Here is a 22,529-nt window from a genome sequence, read left to right on the forward strand (position 1 = left end):
TGTTATTGATTATATATTCTTCATATTTTTTTGTCAAGTACTTTATTAACTTTTTTAAGTTAATTATTCATTTATCTATTAAATAATTTGGATATCAGCAAAAATATTCATAAAAATAAAGTCCTATAACACAATAATAAAATAGATGAGAAATATTAAGTATATTCAATGACTTCAGGACTTTGTAAAGTCTCTTTCTTTGCAAGATTTAAAATACTTTAGTGGTCGGTGAAATATTTAATAGTTTTTATAAATGACATAAAATAGAAAATTATATTGTAATGTATACATAATACAAAATTAAATTTATTGCATAATTCATGAAAAAATAATAAAATAATAACTTGTGAATTATAAGTATTTATATATATAAATGCAATTATATAAATGTAAAATCAGTTTTTTATTTATTTTGTTAATTTTAAATTACAAAATTACAAAATATTTTTTTTAGAATTACTGATTATATCTTGAAGGGAGTTTATTATGCATTCAGAAAAAAGATTACCTGGCTTGAGTACACAAATTCTGATCGGTCTTATTTTAGGTGCGGCCTTTGGCTATTTCTTCCCCGAAATAGGAAAACAGCTCAGACCCGTTGGTGACGGTTTCATACGTATGATAAAAATGATTATTGTGCCGCTTATTTTCAGCACATTAATAATGGGTATAGCCGGTACAGGTGATTTTAAAAAATTAGGACGTCTCGGAGGCAAGGCAATCATTTGGTTTGAACTTGCAACTACTGTTGCTTTGGCAATAGGTCTGATAGTCATCAACTTTACACAACCCGGTGTAGGTGTAAATATTGCAGTAAGTGCTGACGCGGGTGCCAAAGCAGCAGAGGCGGCACACAAATCCATCAGTATGATTGACTATGTGCTGCACATAATTCCGACTAATATAGTTGATGCTTTCGCCCGCAGTGACATGCTGCAGATAATTTTTTTCGCATGTTTTTTTGGTGTAGGGGTGGCACATATCGGCAAAGATGGTGAAAAAATTGTTTCACTGTGCCGCAGCGTGGCAGAAGCTATGTTCAAAGTGACCGGTTACGTTATGAACCTGGCTCCTATAGGTGTTTTTGCGATGATCGCATACACAGTTTCCAGTTTCGGGATAGCGATGCTGATTCCGCTGGGCAAGCTTATCCTATCAGTACTGCTTGCCACAGTTCTTTTCATAATTGTTTTAGTGACTGCTGCCAGTCTCATCACTCGTCTCAATTTTTTCCACGTATTGAAAGCCCTGAAGGAAGCACTGCTGCTTTCTTTTTCCACTGCGAGCAGTGAAGCTGCCTTGCCGATCGCCATGCAGCGTCTTGAACAGCTGGGCGTCCCCAAAAATATTGTAACGTTTGTTATGCCGACAGGTTATTCCTTTAATTTAGATGGTTCTACTTTATACAGCTCCGCTACTATTTTGTTTATTGCTCAAATATATGGCATACCGCTTTCTTTGGGACAGCAGCTTTTAATCATGCTTACATTAATGCTTTCCACAAAAGGAATTGCAGGAGTTCCCGGTGCCGGTTTTATTGTTGTGGCTGCAACAGCGACAGCTTTTAATCTTCCTGCCGAGGGGGTAGCTATTATTTTGGGGATTGACCGTATTCTTGATATGATACGGACAACCTGTAATGTTTGCGGAAACTGTGTAGCTACTGTACTTGTTGCATTTTGGGAAAATGACCTGACAAAAGAAACATTTGAAAAATCATATGTGGAAAATTTTCAGTTCAAAGCTTCGCCGAAACTTCATTCATGATTATTTGAATGAATCTATTTTCATACAGCATAAACATTTAAGGCAGACAGGAATTTTTTTATTTTCCTGCCTGCTTTAATTTTGTTTAAAATTTACTGATCCTGTCCTACTAATTCAATTTATTTTCTAAAACAGATATAAAAAGCTTAATGAATATGGTAATATTTTAGATAGAAAATACAAATCAAACGGAGGAAAAGAATGTTTACGCTTCATTTTAAAAGATATTTGCAAATTTTTATTGGCTGCCTTTTAAGCGGCGCTGCCGTAAATATTTTTCTTATACCATCACAGCTTTTGTCTTCCGGCATAAGCGGGATTGCCATTATTTTATATTATATGTTCAGTCTTCCCATAGGTGTTCAGCTGATAATATATAATCTTCCTATTGTTTATCTGGCCTATAGGGTTTTTGGCAGGCTTTATGCCATTGATACGATCATAGGCATGACCTTGTTTTCATTTTCTATTGATGCGACCAGTTTTTTAGGCAGCTATAATTTCATAGATAACCGAATGCTTGGTTCAATTTTCGGCGGAGTCCTTTCCGGTATAGGATTTGGTATTATTTTTCGGGCCGATTCCAATACAGGCGGGCTTGATGTAGTGGGCGCAGTGATAAAAAAATTTTATTCCTTTGATGTCGGTACAGCCATATTTACACTTAATCTGGTGGTAATTTTTATAGGTATGGTTATGTTCGATATAAACACCGGACTTTTTACTTTGATATGCACTTATGTCTCCGCAGAAATGACGAACAAAGTTGTTGCGGGCTTCAACAGAAAAAAATCCATTATGATAATATCCCCCCGTGCTGAGCAAATTGCTCCTTTAATAATGCAGTATTTAAACAGGGGTGTGACTTTTTTCCGCGGCGAAGGCGCTTTTACCAGACAGCCAAAAAATATAATGTTTGTCGTCGTAAGTCTAACACAGGTCGGTAAAATAAAATCTATAGTTCACGCACTTGATCCTGTTGCATTTATGATTGTTTCAGATGCATCAGAAGTAGCGGGACGAGGCTTCACGCTCAAAAATATTATTCCTCAGGAAATTATAGACAGACAAAACGATTATGAGGATAATGACAGCCAATACTGAAAATCAGAGAACTCATTATTTACAGTATTACATTTAACTGGTATAATTATTTTTTAGGCATATTTATATATTATTTATAAGGAGATGAATGATAAATCTCTGCAGAGATTTATCCATATATGAGAGAAAACTATTCAGTATATCTTCCTCAATACAGTGTTGGCCCGCAGTGTTATGATGAAATAGGCGCAGTCACGCGTTATTTTGGCAAAAAGGTCACTATTATCGGCGGCAAAACAGCTTTGCAGAAAGCTGAAGCCTCAATAAAGAAAGCAATAGACAAAACTGATCTCGAATATCTGGACACTGTTTGGTATGGAGGCAATTCTACCGAAAGCAACTTAAAAGCAATGCTGAATCATGAGGCTGTAAAAAATGCAGATATTATTTTTGGTGTCGGCGGGGGCAGGGCTGTAGATACTGCAAAAGCCGCAGCGGATACGCTTGATAAGGCTTATTTTTCTTTTCCTACCGTGGCATCAAATTGTGCTCCGACGTCGGCAATATCAGTTTTATATAACGATGATGGATCATTGTCAAGATATTATTTTACTAAAAAGTGTCCCTTGCATGTATTTATAAATACAAAAATCATTGCTGATTCTCCTGAGGAACTCTTATGGGCAGGCATAGGCGATGCTCTTTCCAAGGAATGTGAAGTTGAATTGGCTACACGAGGCAAAGCTTTATTCCATACCCCGCTTATCGGATTAAAAGCTGCAGCTGCCTGTACAGATCCTTTACTGGAATTTGGTGAGGAAGCACTCAGATCTATAAGGAAAAAACATCCCGGTTTTGAGTTTACACAGGTCATTTTAGATATTATAGTGAGCACAGGTATCGCATCCAATATGACATGTTCGGCTGTAAACAACAAAATTGAATATTATTATAATTCCTCATTGGCGCATTGTTTTTATAATGCTTACATGGCTCTCCCGCAGGGACATGATTACCGCCATGGCGCAGTCGTTTCCTATGGTGTGCTTGTATTGCTTACATACGACGGACAAATAGAAATGCGTGATAAGATCGCTGCTTTCAATAAAAAACTTGGTCTGCCGGTAACTTTGGAAGAAATCGGGATCAGTGAAGAACACGAAATTGATGTAATTATAGAAAAGGCTCCCGAAATAAATGAATGGACCTGCGTTCCCTACAAGGCAGATCAAAAGAAATACAAAGAAGCTATTTTAGCTGTCAATGAATACGGTAAAAGTCTATAAAGAATATTGCATAAAAAAGCTGCCCTCCGCCAGTTTAGATTTAAATCTAAACTGGCGGAGGGCAGCTTTTTTATGTAAAATCCATGCTTTTCAAATTAAATGTTCATATTTTTTATATAACTTGCCAAAACATCTACTCTCTGTTCACGCAGCCATTCGCCTATCTGTTTTCCTTTTAAGAGCGCCGGCCGTTTTTCCATATCTATGGAGTGAAACAATTCAAGTATCAAATGAATATTCTTCAGATAAGCAGGCAGCATTTTATTGTCTGCACTGATAATAGTGCAAAAGCCATCTGCACCGAGCGGATTTTTTTCTATTGCAATGAGCAGATCTACTATTTTTCCAAACTTAACCAATCGAGCTGCCCGCATATGTTCCCTTATTGTAAACGAAGCTCCATAATACCAATGTGAAGGCAGCGTCATTCGTTTATGCCATCGATCAAGGGCAATAATTCCGTTTTTTTCATGTCCATAATGGTGGGGCAGCATATTTTGAGGTGTAAGCCCTTTCCCCAAGTCATGACAAAGAGCTGCAAAACGTACGGCAGCATCATCTGTACTTGCCGCGACTGTATCAAGAATAAGCATTGTATGCTCAAAGCTGTCTCCTTCCGGATGATAAAAGCAAGGCTGAGTCTGTCCCGCCAGAGCAGCTATTTCAGGAAATACAATATCCAGCAATGCAGCCTTCTTCAAATAGCGAAAAAAAACAGAAGGAGTTTGCGCGGACAGCGCACGGGATAGTTCATTCATAATGCGTTCTGCAGGTTCTCCCCGCAATTCGGCACCGCATTCTTTCATTTGTTTTACAGTAGCTTCTTCTATAGTAAAATCAAATTCAGCAGCCTGTCGGGCAGCACGCAGTGCCCTGACAGGATCCTCCTGAAAATGTATTGATGTTGCACAGATAATTTTATTCTTGATATCTTCACCGCCGCTGAAAGGATCTATTATTATTTTTTCCGGCAGCTTAAAGGCAATGCTGTTCATACGGCTGTCACGCCGAAACAAATCATCCTCTATGGCAATATCTTCATTATAGCTGACTGTAAACCCCTTGTATCCATGCCCGTGTTTTAATTCTCTTCTGGCGAAAGCAATCTCACATTTTTTTCCGTCAACTTCGAGTAAATACACCGGAAAAGCTCTACCGACTTTTTTTGCATCAGGAAAAAGCATGCAAAAATCAATTTCCCGCATCTTGCATAAAACATAATCTTTATCCTTTGGCATTCTTCCTGCCAGCTTATCTCTTATCCATCCGCCTACTATATATATTTCACCGCCGTGTGCAGTTATATACTCGACCATTTGTTCTTCCGTCAAAACATATTGCCTCCAGAAATATATCCTTATCAGTTTATACGGCGTGCTCCCTTATTATCTATATCCAGAATAAGGTAATGTGAATCTACCTGATATTTACTGAAGGCAGCTACCATCGCCCTGCCTATCTGTTCTTCTTCATGCACGGCAAAAGCTATCAGCGAAGGTCCGGCGCCGCTTATGGCAGTGCCAAGCGCTCCTGCCGCTTTTGCAGCATCAAAAACTTCATACATGCCGGGAATCAGGTCTGCTCTGTACGGTTGATGCAATTTATCATTAAAAGAATGTGAGAGGACATCAACATTTCCCGTACACATAGCTGCTATAAGACTGGATACATGCGCTACATTGAATACTGCATCACTCATTGAAACAAATTCGGGAAGAGCTTTTCTGGCCTTTTTGGTAGAAAGAAAAAATTCCGGTACGGCTACTATCATTTTCAAATCAATTTTGGGCAGAAAGGAAAGCGTCTTCACCACATTTTGTTCACACAAGCTGACCGTCATTCCACCAAAAATTGCCGGTGCCACATTGTCCGGATGGCCCTCCAGTGCAGTAGCCATTTCCAGTACAGATTGCCGGTCAAAAGGTTCACCGAGTGCACAATTCGCTGCAGTAATACCGGCAACTATTGCAGCGGCGCTGCTCCCCAAGCCACGAGAAAGCGGAATATTATTATGCATCTTAATTTGTGCGCCTTCGTAAGCAGCGTCTGTTTTTTCGACTACACTTTTTACTACTTTCCATATGAGATTTTTATCATTTTCCGGTAGATATCCCGTGCCTTCACCGGATATTTCTATTTCCAGCTTATTTTCTCTGAAAAGAGTAAGTTCTAATTCATTATAAATATTGCAGGCTATTCCCAAGGCGTCAAATCCCGGACCACAGTTGGCCGTTGTCGCGGGGACCTGCACTTTTACGGTTTCACTTTTATTCAATATATTATGCCTCCTGACCTGTAGGTTCTTCTACACGGATCACGTTGCATATTTTATCAACTGCGGACAATTTATTAAGTACCTGCTCAGCTTGGCGGATTTTCGCTTCCTCCACTTTATGAGTTACAGCTACTATTTCCGCTTTACTCTTAACTTTCCTTTTTTGAATCACTGCACTCAGACTGACACCTGTCTGCCCGAATGCCATGGCAATCGCACCGAGAACTCCCGGCTGGTCATCAACCAGAAGACGTACATAATACGACGATAAAGTCTGCTCAATAGGGCAGAAAATTTTATGTTCATAACAGGTGCAGCGTATTCTGCCAAAACGGTCCTTCACTATATCTCTTGCCACATCCACAACATCTGCGATCACAGCCGAAGCGGTAGGCAATTGTCCTGCTCCGCGTCCATAAAACATCGTTTCCCCGACTGCATTGCCCTTTACAAAAATAGCATTGAATTCATTGCGGACAGCAGCAAGAGGATGGGACTGAGGCAAAAGAGCCGGATGAACTCTGACATCTATGCCCTTTTCATCATCTCGTGAAATTGATAACAATTTTATTGTGTAACCTAATTCCTTAGCATAAGCAATATCCTCAGGAGTTATTTTAGTTATTCCCTCAACATGGACTTTGTCTAAGCCGACTCTGCTGTTAAACGCTATGGAAGCTAAAATAGCTGTTTTGCGGGCTGCATCAAGGCCGCCCACATCGGCAGTCGGATCCGCCTCCGCATAACCTTTTTCCTGTGCCGCTTTTAAAACTTCATCGTAGCTCGCGCCTTCTTCACTCATTTTAGTGAGCATATAGTTGGTAGTCCCGTTGACAATACCTATTACCTCTGTCAGTTTATTTGCCGTAAGGCACTGCTTCAAAGGTGTGATGATAGGTATTCCTCCGCCGACACTGGCTTCAAACATAAAGTCAACATCGCTGGCTTCTGCGGCGGCAAACATATCTTTACCAAATTGAGCAACCACGTCTTTATTGGCTGTCACTACATTTTTGCCCGACTGCATAGCCCGCAGCATATATTCACGTGCCGGATGTATTCCGCCGAGCAGTTCAATAACAATCTTTATCTCAGGATCATTTAAAATATCCTCTATATTATCTGTAACAGAAATAGACTGAGGTAAATCACGCTTTTTTTGAGCATCCCGTACCAACACACGTGAAATGATAATTTGTGCACCGACCTTTGGTGTTATTTCTTCAGCATTTTCTGCCAAAACTTTAATAACACCCGTACCTACTGTACCGCAGCCTAAAAGACCGACTTTTATAATACCACTCATTTAGTAAATATCCTTTCAAACGGCTTATGCCTGTCCCACTATTTCCAGTCGTCTTACTCCTTCGACCACACGGAGCTTATCGAGCAGGGCTTCAAGATCAATGTTCATATTTTCTGTTTCAATAGATAAAGTAACGTTGGCCATTCCCTGCAAAGGCAGCCCTTGATTGATCGTCAGTATATTTGCCGAATCGGACGATATTATATTCAGCACTTTTGACAGTACACCTTTTTTATGATCCAGCATAAAGGAAATTGATACTATCTTATTAAGGCTGGCTTCATAAAAAGGAAATACAGAATCTTTGTATTTATAGTAAGCACTGCGTGATAAGCCTGTAGAAGCTATTGCTTCATTTATTGTAGCTGCATCACCACGCTTAAGCATTTCATTGACTTTGATGGTTTTCTTTATTGCAGTAGGCAGAATATCTTCCTTTACAAGGAAAAACCCTGTATTTTTATTATTGATAATCTGTTTTCTTTTTCGCATTTAAATCCTCCGTGTTTATAGAATGGATAATATTATTCTCAGGGAGGAATCTCCCCGTGCTATTATAACGTGTTTTCAATGTTTTTTCTACCCCCTAGACAATATAATCTTACTGTTTTTTATATAAAAAAATTATTATAAGCTAGTGAAATTTTTAAATTGTATAAAAATATACACTCATGATGGAATAAAAAAATTTTTTTGCATGCATAGTATAACTATTTTCTTTTGTAAAAATGTTCTGCATCTATATTAATGAACTTGAATCATTTCACAGCAATAGCTGAACGAAAAGACTCTGCCGGTGGCAGAGCCTTTTCGTTCAGCTATTGCTTATGTCAATGCAGCGGAAGTGTGGGGGAGACCTCACTTCAAATATGCATTTGAACCAAAATATGTTAGTAAAATCATTTCTTGGATACAAAAACTTTCATTAGGCCCGAGTCCGTATACTGCGATCGCAGCTTCAGCTCCAGCGGTTCAAGTACGTTCTCAAACCAGCGCGGTATATGAGTGCAGTTAATTTCAAGCACTTCAAAATTTCTCTTTTCCAAAAAAGGAATAAGCACATCGCTGGAATGAATATTATGATTTGACATTACTTCACAAATATCTATAAAATAATGACCTTTTCCCTTTGATACAGGATGATAGTCTGCCGCCGTCCGCAGTTTTTGGGCAGTTTTTTTCATGCCGCCGGCATGCTCCAATTCTGCGACCTGCCAAAGCACTTTTTCTGCGATACCTTCGAGACGCCAAAGATGGTAACCTGCATCTTCGAATATCATACGGTATATGGCCTTTCCGTCTTTTGCGAGCAGGATATGACAATCCGTGATAGTGCTGATATGTTTTCGTAAAATTTTTCTTATCTGTGCTGCATCAGTGATATTTATCAGAGAATATTCACATTTTTTTATTTCATGCCATGCTGCGTGTTTATCCTGTTCATACAAGATAAGGTTACCCGATTCATTCATAGCAATGGTTCTGCCGTCATTATCCACCAAAGCTGCTATTCTCACAATAATTCACCATTCCTTATGAAAATCGGTCAAATATCTACAAAGCAGCAACACCGGTTTCTTCTGTACGGATGCGTATTGATTCTTCAAGAGGCATGACAAAAATTTTCCCGTCACCTATGCCGTAGTTTGTGCGGTTTACTTTTATTATTGCCTGTACTACTTTATCAGCATCAGCATCAGACACCAAAACAATCACCACTCTGCAGGGAAATGTCCTGGCTCCATTGATAAATTCTGTCATCAGCAATTCTGATTTATTATCGGCAGGATCAACCTTGGCTATAGACATTTTCCTTTTCGCGAGCAGCGTCTCATCTGTCACCCGCTTGCCTCTGCCTACTGCCTTGAAAGCAGTGAAACCTGGTATACCTATCTCCAATAAAGCCTTTTTAGTAGGACCTATTTTTTCTATGCGAATGGCAGCTATTATTTCTTTCATCACAGTGCCTCCGTCATAAGCCTGGTTTTCCGCTGGAAACAGTATAAACCTGTTCTAAACGGCTGATAAAAATCTTTCCGTCACCGAAAGCTCCGCCATTGTCACTTTTCGCATACTTGATTATAATACCGACAACAGCTTCTCTGGCGGTATCTTCTACACCCAGCATCAGCATACATTTTGGTATTTCATCATAAATGCGTTCACCAAATTTTATCCCCTGCTGTTTACCGCGCCCAACAACATCGACAACAGTTACGGAATGGAAACCTGCTTTCGAAAGTTCTTCCAATAATAGCTCTTTCTTTTCCGGCCTGACAAATGCCTTAATCATTAACATAATGACACTTCCTTTCAAAATGGCTTGATCATGCAGCGATTATTTACTGTCACTTTATACTCTTAAACTCTGCTTTCGGACAAATTATCCAAAAATTTTTTCATATATTTTTGAATCGGTTCAAGCATAGGAATGTTATTCAAAATATATTCGGACGTTTGAACGTAATCACCGACAGTCATTTCGTCAGAGCAATGATGCAACAAATCTTTTATGGTATTTTCGCCGATCTCCAGATGAAATTGAAAGGCATAAACTGTCCCGCCATAGACAAAAGCCTGCTGTTTGCAGCCTTTACTCTGAGCAATGCTATAGGCATTGGGCGGCAATTGGCTGAATGTATCACCATGCCACTGAAATACAGTCATCTCTTCGGGAAAATCAGAGAATACCGATTCTTTTTTTATATTTTCATTGAATGTCACGGGCAGCCAGCCAATTTCTTTCTGCTCGTTTTTTGTTACTTTACCGCCCAAAACATCAGCTGCCAACTGAGCCCCCAGACATATTCCAATGACTATTTTACCGCTGTTTATACTTTGCAGAATAAATTCCTTTTCTTTTTTCAGCCAAGGATATTTATCTTCTTCGTAAATATTCATCGGACCGCCCATGACAATCAGCCAATCAAAATCTTTCTGAGCAGGAAAAGCATCCTCCTGATATATTTGCGTGTTGCTCAGCGGGTAACCATGTTCCTGCGCCCAATCCAAAATAATTCCCGGATGTTCAAAAGGAACATGCTGAATATAATGCAGTCTCATTAATGTTTTCCTCTCGGCAAAATGCATACATTTACTTACTGGACAGGTATTACCACATATTGAGAAGCCATTCCTTATTTTGGGTATATTCCATATCCGTAAACCATACATTAGCCATTTTTTCAGCCAGAAGCATGGCGCCTTCATATCCTACTGTAGCTTCTCTGTGATATCCGGCCCTGTCAAATACGGGGAAACCGACTCTCACCAACGGAACTTTATTATCCATTGCGATGAATCTTCCCTTGGAATGACCTAAAATAAGATCAAGCTTCAACCCTTTATTCTGCAAGCGATCTCCCAAATCCCATAAATCGGCATTGGTAACAATTTCCATATCGTAATCGACATTTTCCTGCAGCGCTTTAATACGGGAATCTTCACCATATTTGGTATTGTCATCCCCCAAAAGCAGCAGAACAGGTTTCATTTCTAAATCCAGGCAGAATTCTGCAAGACCTATAACAAGATCCGGATGACCATAGATAGCCACACGCTTATCCGCCAAAAACATATGTGCCACATCAGTAATCGCATCAATTGCAATGCCGCGTTCCTTTACAAGCGATGCCGGGATGGATTTGCCTGTAAGTTTTTTGACATTTTCCAAAAAAGTATCAGTGTTGCGTATACCGATAGGAGACGGTCCTATTACCGTAGGAATATCAAACTCATTTTCAAGATATTGTGCCGCTTTACCCACTTCATAACGATTAAGTGCTATCGTGCCTATTGCGCTGCCCGTATTTTCCAAGTCTTCCATAGTTGTGCTGCCATGTGCCACATGATTGCCGTCAGGCATGAGGGGTGCGTCAAATTCCTCAATATCAAAAATCACGTTAGCTTCTACATCCATTTCCGTCAGCAAATGCTTCAAGGTGCGTACATCGCCCGGATTCTGCCAGCCAGTCAGCAGATTCAGCTTTTTTGCTGCTTTATCTTTCTTGGCGAAATGTTTTATGATTTCTTCCACTGCTACATCATAGCCTGTCACATGACTGCCTTTAAAGCTTGGCGTATGAATAGGAATAAGATGCACTTCACGGCCGGCATACTTTTCTTTCAACAGTCCTTCATTAAGTTTCGTGACTACACCATCAACATCGTCACCGATTACTTCTGTTGAGCAGGTGGTTATTATGGGCACTATCTTAACATCCGGATAACGCATCAAGAGAACGTCGACTGCCTCTTCTACACGATGAACGCCTCCGAAAACAGCTGCATCTTCATGCAGAGAGGAAGATGCCAGCTCAAAGCTTTCCTTATAATGCTGGGAGAACCACAACCGCACGAACATTACACACCCTTGTCCACCATGCACGATCCCGATACAATCCTTTATACCAATACTGGCATATTGCGCGCCTGCCGGCTGACAGGTGAATATAGGATTTATTACACCTGTGCGCTCTTTTTCCTTTAATTCACAAGGCATTGCTGCGCCCCCCTTTTTCTTTGAACATACGTATGCAAATTTAACACAGCCAATACGGGATATGTCCGTTCCTGTCTGCCATTTCCAATCATTGCGGACAGGAGTGGACAATCCATCAGGCAAAATGATTTTTAATAATTAGGATTTTTCAGCTCTTCATTAAGCGAATTTGTAATCAGCTGGTAATCAAGTGTCTCTTTCAGCTTGCCCATCATGGCTTTTATATCATTGTCATTCATTTTCTGCAGCCAGGGAAAGCATTGCCATTCGTTTACCAATTCCTGTGCTTCAGCCCAGTAACAGCGATCCGCTAAAGTTTCTCTGCTGGTTTCTTCTTTGCAGAGTATCTGCGTAGCTTTGCCGATAATATTTTCGTTTTGTGATTTTCTATCCCACCCGCGGGAATTAAACTGCCAGAGGCAATTTTTCATAATATAATTCATCAGCGTATCTTTTCCGGCTTCTATAGTCATTTCCACGGTAATCTGCAACTCCTTTGTATAATTTAGACTGCCGCCTGTTTTCCCTTCATCGGATATTGTGGATATTCTCTGTCGCGCAGTCGTTTCAGGCTGTCGAATTCTCCCGTATATTCATGCATTTCTTTGGAATTCACAATAGATTCATCCAACTGCGTATCGGAAAACATTTGCCGTGTCATAAAGCCTTTATCTGTTTCTATTTCATCCTTGCTTATATCAACAAATGCCAATTGATGAATAGGTGAATATATTGCGTTATAAAGATCTCTGGCAAGTCGCACCCAACCTTCAAAACCTTTATACGGTCCGTTGTTATAAGCATGGACATTGACATAGGGAACCCGTATTTTTTTTGCTACTTCCCCCGGACGTTTCCCTGTGACTATAACATCCGGCTTTAACTTATACATTGCTTCAATACATTCAAGTTCGTTTGGATCATCAATTGCCAAAGCACCGACTTCGCACCGGGAAACACCTTTTTCCATGTCGCCCTGATGTCCGAATTTGGTATATACGGATACTACTTCCAATCCCATTTCTTCATGAATGACATGAGCCCAATGCCAGAGTTTTGACCCACCCGGCCACAAGCATATCTTTTTACCCTTAAGTCTTGCCGCATACCAATCAAGTTCGGGTTTCCAGCGTTTTGTTTCTTCTTCTATAATGGCCTCAGCTCTGTCCTCAATACCAAAGAATAAGCCAATTTTACGCAAAGAGCCTGACAATGACTTAAAGCCAAAACCGTCAATATCCATACGCGGAATACCATAGCGTTTACGCAGTTCATCGCAGATATACTCTGCGGACCGGGCACATTCCAGTACATTGAGCTTTGCTCTATGCATAGCCCTCAAATCATCATAGGAGCCGTTTCCCGTAAATGTTGAGAGAATCTGTATACCCATTCTTTTAAAGTAATCCTGCATAATCTGCTGATCACCCTGAATATTGTATTCTCCTACATAATTAATTACAAAATCGCTTGTAATTGTAGGCTCTACCTGACCTACTTTGTCATTCACCCATGCAATATTGATTTTATGATGGCCTCCTGACTGACTTGGTCCGGCAAATCCAGGAGAATTACATACAAAGATATCTACATCCGGCATTTCATCCATTACTTCCTGAGAGATTGCCTTGATATCATCTCCGATCAATGCAGAAGCGCAGGTCTGATAAATAGTCATCCGCTTTATTTTTGGAAAGGCTTTGAATGCTTCAAGAATATTATTTTTTAATACCTTTTCCGCACCAAAAACTATATGCTTTTCTTTCATATCGGAGGCAAAAGTATATTTTATCTGAAAATTATCATTATCACTTATATACCTTTTGGTCTGCCACGTATCATAGGTGCAGCCTATAGGCCCGTGGCTGAGGTGAATAACATCTTTCATCGGCGTACCTATAACATGTTTAGCACCACAATAAGCACATCCGCGTTCGGACAATGTACCAGGAATAGTATTAAGATATCCCAATGGCAGCGCATCAGATAAATTTTCATCTTTTCCTTTATCTACGGCGTGCTTTATTCTTTCCGGTATGCATTTGCTGCATTCAAACTCATGATATGGCATTTCTATTCCTCCCTGTATCAGTGATAAACCGTGTCAATCAGATATTCCGTATTTTACTACCATAGCTTCCAGGTCATCCATTTTTAAGGGATGCGGTATAACAAAATCCTTATTGTCTATGATTTTTTGAGCTAAGGTTCTATATTCATTGGCCTGATTGCACTCAGCATCATATTCTACAACGGTCTTTTTATTGAATTCTGCTTTCTGAACAACATTATCACGGGGCACAAAGTGTATCATTTTAGTCCCTATGGCCGAAGTAAATTCTTCTAAAAATTCTTTTTCTCTATCTACATTGCGGCTGTTGCAAATTATACCGCCCAAGCGGACTCCGCTTTGTTTAGCATATTTAAGCAACCCTTTGCAAATATTATTGGCCGCATAAATGGCCATCATTTCGCCTGAAGCGACAATATATACCTCTTGTGCTTTACCTTCACGTATAGGCATGGCAAAACCGCCGCAAACAACATCTCCTAATACATCAAAAAACACGAAATCAAGATCATCAGTATAAGCTCCATTTTTTTCCATCAGATCGATAGCAGTTATAACTCCGCGTCCTGCACAGCCAACTCCCGGTTCAGGACCGCCGGATTCAACACAGCGGATGCCACCGTATCCTTCCTTTACAACGCGGTCAACTGTGATTTTTTCTTCACCATCATCACGCAGCATATCCATCAATGTTTTCTGATTCATCCCGCCCAGTATCATGCGTGTAGAATCTGCCTTAGGGTCGCAGCCATGTATAAATACCTTCTTATCGAAAAAATGGGCCATAGCTCCTGCTGTATTTTGCTGCGTGGTTGATTTGCCAATGCCGCCTTTTCCATAAATTGCAATCTTTCTCATTCCAAACTGCCCCTCTCAAATTTATAATGTCACTTATAAAAATCCACCTATTCGGCTTGAAAAGTTTAAATTCATTTGTTATACTTAAAAACGGGCATATCAAATAATCTTCTTACCAGTTGAATAGGCGATTACCCATGCTCTATGAATATTGCAGTATTCATAGAGCTTTTTCTATAGGCAAAAATATTTGCCCTATTTTATTTCCCTCCCTTGTAAAAAAAAAGGCACTTTCATATTACCGAACGGCAATATCGAAAGCACCTTTGCTCTTTAATTTATAAGCATGATTCACTTTAACATATTTTTTTTATGAAGTCAATATAAATATATTAAATTTTTATCTGTGTTTGTATATAAGACAGAATTTTCAAAATAATTACGTAGACTATTAGTATAGCTGCTAGACAGCAGACCTGCTTGTAAAATATTTATATAAAACAACCCTCATTTAACTTATTTTTTCTTCAAAGAATCAACAAACATTTTTCTGGAATGGATTAATGGATTATGATACCTTTTTCTCCCAATAGAATCCTGTTTATATTCTATTGCTCCCACCGGACACCAATGCAGGCAGGCTAAACACTGTTCACAATTTTTTTTCCATACCGGCCTGCCATCTATGAAATACACATTTTTTGCCGGACATACCTTTGAACAAACAGCGCATCCTGTACATTTTTCATTCACCCAAAAATTATTACTGACAGTACTTGGTATAAATGCGTTGTACATTTTTTTGTCTTCTTCTAACTTTTCCAATATAGGCAGTGGATTTTCTGATTTACAATTGATCTTACCGGCGATAATTTTACATTTGCCAGGCTCCTCTTCAATTCTTTCAGAAAAATCTTTTTCTGGGTGAGGATAATACATAAACCACATATTACCCGGCATAAAGACACTAAAATTTGCGTTCAGCCCTGCTCCCTTCTCTTTAAGAATCCCGTCAATCTGCTGGAAACTCAAGGCCGCACTGCTTCCAAAATTGGCTACTGCAAAAAAATAAGCATTGCTGTTAACTTTCAGTTTTTTTATAAAACCTTCCAGCATGCGCGGTAAGCCTCTGAAATATACAGGGAACACAAAACCTATTTTCGCCGAGTCTTCATCAGCAGTTATATGCAGCGTATTATAGGCAACGCGTACTATTTTAGAATCACGCATGTTTGTACTCAGATCTTCGGCAATTTTTAAAGAATTTCCTGTGCCGCTGAAATAATAAATAGTAGTGTTTACTGCCATTGCCGCTTTCTCCTCCCATAAAAATCCCTTGTTATTATTTTATTATATAAATATCCTGCATATTACTTTTCCACAGCAGATCTGGAATAAAATTCAAGTTCTTCTGGCAAGCTTTACCCCCATGTCGAACGCCTGTTGGCAATCTTTGGGAAATTGTGTGTCCCTGACCATTCTTTTCTTCTTCTCATCAAATAAAGTTGCAACATATTTTGAATAATTATCAAATTGATATGTGTCATTGACCACCAGCGTTTCACATGAACCAAATATTTTTTCTATATAGATAGGAATTGATTTTAGTTCAGGTTCATACTCCACTTTAAATTGTTCAGAAGTCACATTCATTGTATAGATCAGCGCTACTGGAATTTTTCTCGGAAAAAGGCTTGAATGATCTTTATCATATACCAGATAAGGAAAAACCCATCTTTCCAAGAATGCTCTCGCAGAACTTGTGGGTGAATGTAAATAGATTGGAGAGCCAAGCACAATTGCATCCGCTGCGGCAGCCGCTTCAAGCACATTTGCCAAGTCATCCTTCACCACACATTTTCCATAGCTTTTTCCATCCTTTAGTTTGCAGGCAAAACAACTCAAGCAGCCCTTGTATTTAAGTTCATAAAGATTGATAAGCTGCGTTTTTGCACCACATGAAGCAGCGCCTTCTAAAGATTTGTCTAAAAGAGCCGCAGTATTTCCATTTTTTCTCGGACTTGCATTGATAGCTAATATATTCATTTCTACCTCCATTGAATATTATAAAAATCTATGTTATAAATTATATATTATTCTTATAAAAAAGTAAGTATGCACTTTTTAGGTATATACTCACTCAAAAGTAAGTATTGGAGGTTTATTTATGAATATATTTGAAAATAAATACGGGGATTGCGGCATGCGATATACAATATCCCTGATAGGCGGAAAGTGGAACTGGATTATTTTATGGGAAATATACAAATTAAAAATAATAAGATATAATCAATTGAAAAAAAACTTGAACCCTATCACACATAAAACATTAAGCGCTCAATTGAAATATCTGGAAACAAATAGTTTAATACATAGAGAGCAATATAATGAAGTACCGCCTAAAGTAGAATATTCCCTGACCGAAGAAGGAATATCGTTGATCCCGATATTGGAAAAAGTAGCAAAATGGGGAAATGAGCATAAAAACATTGAAATATAATCAAGTAATGGAGACAATTGTTTCAGCACCACCCGTCCCCTTAATGAAATCATGATATTCAAATGTTTAAATTTTACTGACCGAAATGTTTAAACCCGTTTTTTTTCATTTTTTTCTGTATTCCAATATTAAAAATTAAGGCTATGATCAATAAAAACAATGCAATCAACATAATATTGTGCAAACCACTATACATGATTATTCTCATTTCATATAGTAAAGTTCCCGGTAAATCTGTCATACTTTGTGAATTTCCCAGCTTATTCAGCATATCAATAGAAATTTCCCCACGAGACTCTTCAACCCCCTTCATTAAAGCATTATTTAAAACTACTCCATAGATAGAGGACATGAATGCTTGACTTAAAATACGCAATAAATATGCAAATGAGGTTGCAATTGGAATATCTCTTTTCTCGGCATCTTCCTGTACGCTAATTTGCAAAATATTAAAACATAAACCTAATCCGAGACCCTCAAAGGCCCCCATTAGCAATAAAAATCCAAAAGATGTATTAATAGGTGCCGCTGCCACACACAAAAAAGAAAATAAAAACGCTAAAGTTCCCAAAGTAACCATGCGATATTTTCCCACCTGTGCTTGTATTCTGGCGCCAATCACAGAACCCATAAAATTTGTAATAGAACCAGGAATCTGGGTCATACCTCCTATCAAGGCACTAAGGCCCAAGAGACTTTGAGCCCACATTGGTATATAAATATTGAACGCAATAAATGCCCCCCACAAAAGAGCAAATAAAAAAAAGTCCACTACCAAAGGAATATTTTTAAAAAGCCTGTTAGGAATTATGGGATCGGCCGCTTTTTTTTCAACTTGTAATAATAATGCCAATAAAATCAAACCAACCATCATAAAGCTGACAATAAGCACCAGTGAAGCTGTCCCTATCATTTGGATGCCTGTTAAAATTAAAACCAAAGAAGATATAAGCAGACAAGCACCTAAATAGTCTATTTTCTTACCTGCAGCATTTCGTATGGGCTCTTTGAAAAAAAATTGAACACTCAAAATTGAAAACATTGCAATAGGAACATTAATATAAAATACCCAATGCCAACTGAAAACATCTACAATCCAACCACCAATTAACGGACCGATGATAGAAGCTGCGCTAAAGCTTGCAGTAGCATATCCTATGACTTCACTTCTTTTTCTTAGATTTGTATACAAATCTGCATAAATAATAAATGGTAATGTATTCATTCCTCCTGCACCAATTCCCATAATAGCCCTTGCAATTAAGAAAAAAATAATATTACTGGATAATGCTTGAAATATTGACCCAAAAATAAATAATATCGTAGCTATCTGATAGGCTCTTTTATTCCCTATACGTTCGCCGAATTTACTCCATAGAGGTGTAACGACTGCCATTCCTAACAAAAAAACTGCAACAATCCAGCCAATATATTGAATTCCGTGTAAATCACTTATGATTGATGGCAAAGCCGTATTAATTATTGTTCCATCCAAACCTGCCATAGCATTCGACAATAAAAGCCCCATTGTTACAATAAAAAGTCTTTGTTTATTCATAAAAATCTCCTATAACTCCGCGGCTTTATGGTATGCAAATTTCTTATCGAGTCATTGAATAAAAGCATTACGGAAACTGCTAAATCATTATAAATACGATTATTCGCCTTGATATGCGAAGTAAGCTGTTATTCACAACCGCCCTGAGCTGCAAAGAATAAGACATAGTTTTAGTAAAATTCATTTTACCGGCTCCTTATTAATCAAATAGTTTTTTATATTCATTTCTGACAAAATAACTTTACTACATGGAGTGAACTCCATGTCAATCTTTTTATTCAATTTGGGTACAAGATTGCGATAAATATATTCCCAAAATAAAAAAAGAGGCTGTTGATTAGTTCTTCAGCCTCTCTCCTTATACCTAACTACTCAAATAAGATGAGTTATCGTCCGGCATGCCTTTTCCCATAATAATCCTCGCTGCAATACAGGAACTATAGTTACCAGTTCTGGAAATTAAAGATTTCTGCATAATATGACATTGCATCAATTTATAATCTCAGCGTGCCTATCAATCAGTTTGGTAAGTCCCCGACTATATTCTGCTACCTCATCATACATTGGTCAGCTCTCCTTCCAACTGCTGAGCCAGTCAACGAATAAAATTCGTGAAGGTAGTTTCTTCCTGTTCAGGCAATGCAACCCCATTTTTCAATCCAACTTCCTTGCATTTCAGGAAAAACGCCATATTTCGTCCCAGGATACGCATAACCTGCAAACCTTCAATATCCTGCTGGACATCTTCTGGTTTCGCACCATGCACCATATTCCAATAGCGAGAAGACACGATAGGCATCTGCATCAAACCAAAGTATTTATTCAGCTGATCATAGGTCGCTGTCGTCCCGGCCCTGCGGGCAGAAATGACTGCAGCTGCCGGTTTCAGGTAAAAGGAATTCCGTCCACCACAGAAATCTGCGTAAAAAACACGATCCAGGAAAGACGTAACAGCTCCACCTGCTGCAGCCCAATGCACAGGGGAGCCAAAGATAAATCCATCATATTTTCCGGCAATCTCCAGCAATTCATTCACCCGGTCATCAAATACGCATTTATGCAGTTGCACACATTTATGGCATCCCAGGCAGCCATTAAGTGCTTTATTGCGAATCCAGAAGAAGTCTGTCCCAACATTCTCTTCCTGTAAGGTTTTTGCGACCTCAGAAAGTGCAGTATACGTACATCCTTTTTCATGCGGACTTCCATTCACCAGTAAAACTTTCATTTTTTTCCTCCAAGTTTTCATTGTTTCATTTAGATTTCTTGTTTTTGCAAAATTTAGCCAAAGATTATTCAGCCAAACCTTTCTTCTTCATCCATTTTTCCATAGCATCTGCAACCTGTTCATTATTAAGATCTGCCATCATAAAATGCGTATTTCCTTTGATTCCGATATCCGGTAAAGAAACGACGGTCACATCACCGCCATATTTTTTCATCACAGCTTCCCACTTTTTCGCAAGCTTCAGGCGTACACGCCAGTTATCCTGTCCCCAGTTCTCTGTTGGCTCAGTTGGAATATTATCACCAAAATATACAACAATCGGTATTTTCGTGAGTTTCATAAATTCGTCCATTGGCACAGCTTCACCCGAAGCCGGGAATGGGCTGCTGGTCGCTTCCGTTGCTGGTACTTCTCCTTGCGGAAATGGGAATGTTCCTGGCTCTAACGCGATGATACCACGAACCTTAGCGGTTCTCATGGCAGTCGCCCAACCCGGTCCACCGCCAGCAGAATGCGTGACCAGCACACCATCCCCAGACTTTTCAAATACAGCTGCCATTGCATCGGCAACTACCTGTTCATTGAAGCTGCCTGTATCCGGCGTCATTTCACGGAAGAACTGATCCAGCGATTCTTTATCCTTGGGTACGGCTGCATTCTCATAATAATTGGGCCACTGGCCGATACGAAAGGTATTGAACCAAAGCTGATCATCCGGCTGTGCAGAAATCGTTGTGGGAACAGTAGATCGTCCTGCTTTGCCGCGACGTGGTTCATCGACCAGATAGGTTTTATATCCCTTTTCCAAGAATATATTCTGGAAGCCATCCCGGCCGTCCGGTGTACTTTCCCAGGTCTTTGATGATTGTCCATAGCCATGCAGAAATACCATACTGTTTTTGTGTGCTTTCACCGGCTTCTGATAAAATACATATGCATGGTCCCCATGCAAAGTTTCACCATCATGGCTCATCGGCTTTGTACCATCATAAGTTCCCGGGGATGTCACTACCGTACCGCCCGCCATAAAGCTGCCCTGATCCTCAATTGTTACCGGCTTACTCATCGCCATTGCCGAAGTGGTCAACAGACTCATGCAAATTGATGCAGCCAGGATAATTTTGTTTGCTCGTACCATTCTTGTTCATCCTCTCTCATGCTATTTTTTTCTGTATATGGCTATTTCCGATAATGATAATTTATTTTTCAATATGATGTCCACCAAACACTGGCAGCTCCATTTTTGACAATGCCTGATCAATATGCTGAATTTCGGAAATGGTCAGCATAATATCTGCCGATTCAGCATTTTCTTTCATACGCTCGATTTTACGGCTGCCCGGAATAGGCACAATCCAAGGTTTTTTATTCATCATCCATGCTAACGATATCTGTGCGTCTGTCGCGCCTTTTTCAGCTGCCAGATTCGATACGATTTTCATCAATTCAGCTCCGGCTGCCATACCTTCTTCTGTATACTGCGGCATTTCACTGCGAAAATCTCCTTTAGCAAACTTAGAATTCTTCGTATACTTCCCCGTCAAAAAACCATTTGCCATCGGCGAAAATGCAACAAAACCAATATTCAATTCCTCCAGCGTCAAGAACAGTGCTTCATGCCATCGAGCCATCATCGAATAACGATTTTCTATAGCCGTGACCGGGCATACTGCATATGCACGCCGTAAATATTCTTCATTTGCCTCAGAAATTCCCCAATAACGGATTTTCCCGTCCTTAATCAGCTCTGCCATAACGGCGGCAACTTCTTCGGGTTCCGTCTTTGGATCAATACGATGCTGATAATAAAGATCGATATACTCCACGCCCAGACGCTTTAAGCTGCTGTCTACCGATTTGCGAATCGTTGCCGGACTGCTGTCTGCCAGCAATGTGTCCCCCTGGTGCCTTACACCGAATTTTGTTGCAATAACAACTTGACTGCGTATATCAGCCAATGCCCTGCCGACGATTTCTTCATTATAAGAAATACTGCCATCTAGATTTTGTCCGATATAGCATTCTGCCGTATCAAAAAAATTATAGCCCAGATCATAAGCTGCTCTTATTTTCTGTACAGCTTCCTTTTTCTCAACCGCAGTACCATAAGCATGGGAAAATCCCATGCAGCCTAATCCTATAGCTGATACCTCTAAATCTCCAAGCCTTCTTTTTTTCATATTCCCTTGCTCCCC

At 39.4% G+C, this 22,529-nt stretch carries 22 protein-coding genes; 4 read left to right on the forward strand and 18 right to left on the reverse strand.

The window, feature by feature from the left end; all coding sequences use genetic code 11:
* Positions 1-486: 486 nt before the first annotated feature.
* The 3 genes from I6758_RS03745 to I6758_RS03755 all read left to right on the forward strand — a co-directional run bounded on the left by I6758_RS03745 (position 487) and on the right by I6758_RS03755 (position 4,097).
* Positions 487-1,767, forward strand: a complete 1,281-nt coding sequence (locus I6758_RS03745; protein ID WP_196603867.1) for a dicarboxylate/amino acid:cation symporter — start codon at positions 487-489, stop codon at positions 1,765-1,767.
* Positions 1,768-1,968: 201 nt separating this feature from the next.
* A complete protein-coding gene (locus tag I6758_RS03750) occupies positions 1,969-2,871 on the forward strand; it encodes a YitT family protein (RefSeq protein WP_196603868.1) in 903 nt (300 codons plus the stop codon).
* 119 nt (positions 2,872-2,990) lie between these two features.
* On the forward strand, positions 2,991-4,097 hold the full coding sequence (locus I6758_RS03755; protein WP_196603869.1) for an iron-containing alcohol dehydrogenase family protein: 1,107 nt from the start codon (positions 2,991-2,993) through the stop codon (positions 4,095-4,097).
* A gap of 95 nt (positions 4,098-4,192) precedes the next feature.
* Here I6758_RS03755 and I6758_RS03760 read toward each other — a convergent pair whose 3' ends face one another.
* The 14 genes from I6758_RS03760 to I6758_RS03825 all read right to left on the reverse strand — a co-directional run bounded on the left by I6758_RS03760 (position 4,193) and on the right by I6758_RS03825 (position 17,094).
* Entirely contained in the window at positions 4,193-5,428 is a 1,236-nt protein-coding gene (locus I6758_RS03760; protein ID WP_231038492.1) for an HD domain-containing protein, read from the reverse strand.
* 29 nt (positions 5,429-5,457) lie between these two features.
* A complete protein-coding gene (gene thrB, locus I6758_RS03765) occupies positions 5,458-6,375 on the reverse strand; it encodes a homoserine kinase (protein ID WP_196603966.1) in 918 nt (305 codons plus the stop codon).
* A gap of 1 nt (position 6,376) precedes the next feature.
* The gene (locus I6758_RS03770) at positions 6,377-7,678 is read right to left on the reverse strand and encodes a homoserine dehydrogenase (protein WP_196603870.1); all 1,302 of its coding nucleotides are present in this window, start codon (positions 7,676-7,678) and stop codon (positions 6,377-6,379) included.
* Between the two features lie 24 nt (positions 7,679-7,702).
* A complete protein-coding gene (locus I6758_RS03775; RefSeq protein ID WP_196603871.1) occupies positions 7,703-8,170 on the reverse strand; it encodes an ACT domain-containing protein in 468 nt (155 codons plus the stop codon).
* A gap of 407 nt (positions 8,171-8,577) precedes the next feature.
* Positions 8,578-9,195 (reverse strand): Fe-only nitrogenase accessory AnfO family protein, encoded by a 618-nt coding sequence (locus I6758_RS03780; protein ID WP_196603872.1) that lies wholly within the window; start codon positions 9,193-9,195, stop codon positions 8,578-8,580.
* A gap of 37 nt (positions 9,196-9,232) precedes the next feature.
* Positions 9,233-9,637, reverse strand: a complete 405-nt coding sequence (locus I6758_RS03785) for a P-II family nitrogen regulator (protein ID WP_196603873.1) — start codon at positions 9,635-9,637, stop codon at positions 9,233-9,235.
* 13 nt (positions 9,638-9,650) lie between these two features.
* On the reverse strand, positions 9,651-9,977 hold the full coding sequence (locus I6758_RS03790) for a P-II family nitrogen regulator (RefSeq protein WP_196603874.1): 327 nt from the start codon (positions 9,975-9,977) through the stop codon (positions 9,651-9,653).
* Positions 9,978-10,039: 62 nt separating this feature from the next.
* Positions 10,040-10,741, reverse strand: coding sequence for a type 1 glutamine amidotransferase (locus I6758_RS03795; RefSeq protein WP_196603875.1), 702 nt, complete (start codon positions 10,739-10,741; stop codon positions 10,040-10,042).
* 49 nt (positions 10,742-10,790) lie between these two features.
* Positions 10,791-12,179: a Fe-only nitrogenase subunit beta gene (gene anfK, locus I6758_RS03800; protein WP_196603876.1), complete on the reverse strand. Its 1,389-nt coding sequence runs from the start codon at positions 12,177-12,179 to the stop codon at positions 10,791-10,793.
* 131 nt (positions 12,180-12,310) lie between these two features.
* Positions 12,311-12,652 carry a Fe-only nitrogenase subunit delta gene (anfG, locus tag I6758_RS03805; protein WP_231038504.1) on the reverse strand — a complete coding sequence of 114 codons (342 nt, stop codon included), beginning with the start codon at positions 12,650-12,652 and terminating at the stop codon, positions 12,311-12,313.
* 32 nt (positions 12,653-12,684) lie between these two features.
* Complete coding sequence (anfD, locus tag I6758_RS03810; protein ID WP_196603878.1) at positions 12,685-14,250, reverse strand: nitrogenase iron-iron protein, alpha chain; 1,566 nt, start codon at positions 14,248-14,250, stop codon at positions 12,685-12,687.
* A 33-nt stretch (positions 14,251-14,283) separates the two neighbouring features.
* Positions 14,284-15,108, reverse strand: a complete 825-nt coding sequence (nifH, locus tag I6758_RS03815) for a nitrogenase iron protein (RefSeq protein WP_196603879.1) — start codon at positions 15,106-15,108, stop codon at positions 14,284-14,286.
* A 456-nt stretch (positions 15,109-15,564) separates the two neighbouring features.
* Positions 15,565-16,356: an EFR1 family ferrodoxin gene (locus I6758_RS03820; RefSeq protein WP_196603880.1), complete on the reverse strand. Its 792-nt coding sequence runs from the start codon at positions 16,354-16,356 to the stop codon at positions 15,565-15,567.
* A 93-nt stretch (positions 16,357-16,449) separates the two neighbouring features.
* Positions 16,450-17,094 (reverse strand): flavodoxin family protein, encoded by a 645-nt coding sequence (locus I6758_RS03825; RefSeq protein ID WP_196603881.1) that lies wholly within the window; start codon positions 17,092-17,094, stop codon positions 16,450-16,452.
* Between the two features lie 121 nt (positions 17,095-17,215).
* On the opposite strand from I6758_RS03825, the gene I6758_RS03830 reads away from it, so the two are divergent.
* Entirely contained in the window at positions 17,216-17,548 is a 333-nt protein-coding gene (locus tag I6758_RS03830; protein WP_196603882.1) for a winged helix-turn-helix transcriptional regulator, read from the forward strand.
* A 73-nt stretch (positions 17,549-17,621) separates the two neighbouring features.
* Here I6758_RS03830 and I6758_RS03835 read toward each other — a convergent pair whose 3' ends face one another.
* From I6758_RS03835 to I6758_RS03850, 4 genes are all read right to left on the reverse strand, one after another.
* Positions 17,622-19,106 carry an MFS transporter gene (locus tag I6758_RS03835; RefSeq protein WP_196603883.1) on the reverse strand — a complete coding sequence of 495 codons (1,485 nt, stop codon included), beginning with the start codon at positions 19,104-19,106 and terminating at the stop codon, positions 17,622-17,624.
* 595 nt (positions 19,107-19,701) lie between these two features.
* Positions 19,702-20,334, reverse strand: a complete 633-nt coding sequence (locus I6758_RS03840) for a flavodoxin family protein (RefSeq protein WP_196603884.1) — start codon at positions 20,332-20,334, stop codon at positions 19,702-19,704.
* Positions 20,335-20,398: 64 nt separating this feature from the next.
* Positions 20,399-21,472 (reverse strand): alpha/beta hydrolase, encoded by a 1,074-nt coding sequence (locus I6758_RS03845; RefSeq protein WP_196603885.1) that lies wholly within the window; start codon positions 21,470-21,472, stop codon positions 20,399-20,401.
* 61 nt (positions 21,473-21,533) lie between these two features.
* Positions 21,534-22,514: an aldo/keto reductase gene (locus tag I6758_RS03850; RefSeq protein WP_196603886.1), complete on the reverse strand. Its 981-nt coding sequence runs from the start codon at positions 22,512-22,514 to the stop codon at positions 21,534-21,536.
* Between the last annotated feature and the right edge of the window lie 15 nt (positions 22,515-22,529).

Source organism: Pectinatus haikarae (assembly GCF_015732185.1).
Taxonomy (GTDB): domain Bacteria; phylum Bacillota; class Negativicutes; order Selenomonadales; family Selenomonadaceae; genus Pectinatus; species Pectinatus haikarae.

What these genes read in the sequence shown, in the direction of transcription:
- I6758_RS03745 (WP_196603867.1), top strand. Translation starts at nt 487, where the DNA reads ATGCATTCAGAAAAAAGATTACCTGGCTTGAGTACACAAATTCTGATC.
- I6758_RS03750 (WP_196603868.1), top strand. Translation starts at nt 1,969, where the DNA reads ATGTTTACGCTTCATTTTAAAAGATATTTGCAAATTTTTATTGGCTGC.
- I6758_RS03755 (WP_196603869.1), top strand. Translation starts at nt 2,991, where the DNA reads ATGAGAGAAAACTATTCAGTATATCTTCCTCAATACAGTGTTGGCCCG.
- I6758_RS03770 (WP_196603870.1), bottom strand. Translation starts at nt 7,678, where the DNA reads ATGAGTGGTATTATAAAAGTCGGTCTTTTAGGCTGCGGTACAGTAGGT.
- I6758_RS03775 (WP_196603871.1), bottom strand. Translation starts at nt 8,170, where the DNA reads ATGCGAAAAAGAAAACAGATTATCAATAATAAAAATACAGGGTTTTTC.
- I6758_RS03785 (WP_196603873.1), bottom strand. Translation starts at nt 9,637, where the DNA reads ATGAAAGAAATAATAGCTGCCATTCGCATAGAAAAAATAGGTCCTACT.
- I6758_RS03790 (WP_196603874.1), bottom strand. Translation starts at nt 9,977, where the DNA reads ATGTTAATGATTAAGGCATTTGTCAGGCCGGAAAAGAAAGAGCTATTA.
- I6758_RS03795 (WP_196603875.1), bottom strand. Translation starts at nt 10,741, where the DNA reads ATGAGACTGCATTATATTCAGCATGTTCCTTTTGAACATCCGGGAATT.
- anfK (WP_196603876.1), bottom strand. Translation starts at nt 12,179, where the DNA reads ATGCCTTGTGAATTAAAGGAAAAAGAGCGCACAGGTGTAATAAATCCT.
- anfG (WP_231038504.1), bottom strand. Translation starts at nt 12,652, where the DNA reads ATGACTATAGAAGCCGGAAAAGATACGCTGATGAATTATATTATGAAA.
- anfD (WP_196603878.1), bottom strand. Translation starts at nt 14,250, where the DNA reads ATGCCATATCATGAGTTTGAATGCAGCAAATGCATACCGGAAAGAATA.
- nifH (WP_196603879.1), bottom strand. Translation starts at nt 15,108, where the DNA reads ATGAGAAAGATTGCAATTTATGGAAAAGGCGGCATTGGCAAATCAACC.
- I6758_RS03820 (WP_196603880.1), bottom strand. Translation starts at nt 16,356, where the DNA reads ATGGCAGTAAACACTACTATTTATTATTTCAGCGGCACAGGAAATTCT.
- I6758_RS03825 (WP_196603881.1), bottom strand. Translation starts at nt 17,094, where the DNA reads ATGAATATATTAGCTATCAATGCAAGTCCGAGAAAAAATGGAAATACT.
- I6758_RS03830 (WP_196603882.1), top strand. Translation starts at nt 17,216, where the DNA reads ATGAATATATTTGAAAATAAATACGGGGATTGCGGCATGCGATATACA.
- I6758_RS03835 (WP_196603883.1), bottom strand. Translation starts at nt 19,106, where the DNA reads ATGAATAAACAAAGACTTTTTATTGTAACAATGGGGCTTTTATTGTCG.
- I6758_RS03840 (WP_196603884.1), bottom strand. Translation starts at nt 20,334, where the DNA reads ATGAAAGTTTTACTGGTGAATGGAAGTCCGCATGAAAAAGGATGTACG.
- I6758_RS03845 (WP_196603885.1), bottom strand. Translation starts at nt 21,472, where the DNA reads ATGGTACGAGCAAACAAAATTATCCTGGCTGCATCAATTTGCATGAGT.
- I6758_RS03850 (WP_196603886.1), bottom strand. Translation starts at nt 22,514, where the DNA reads ATGAAAAAAAGAAGGCTTGGAGATTTAGAGGTATCAGCTATAGGATTA.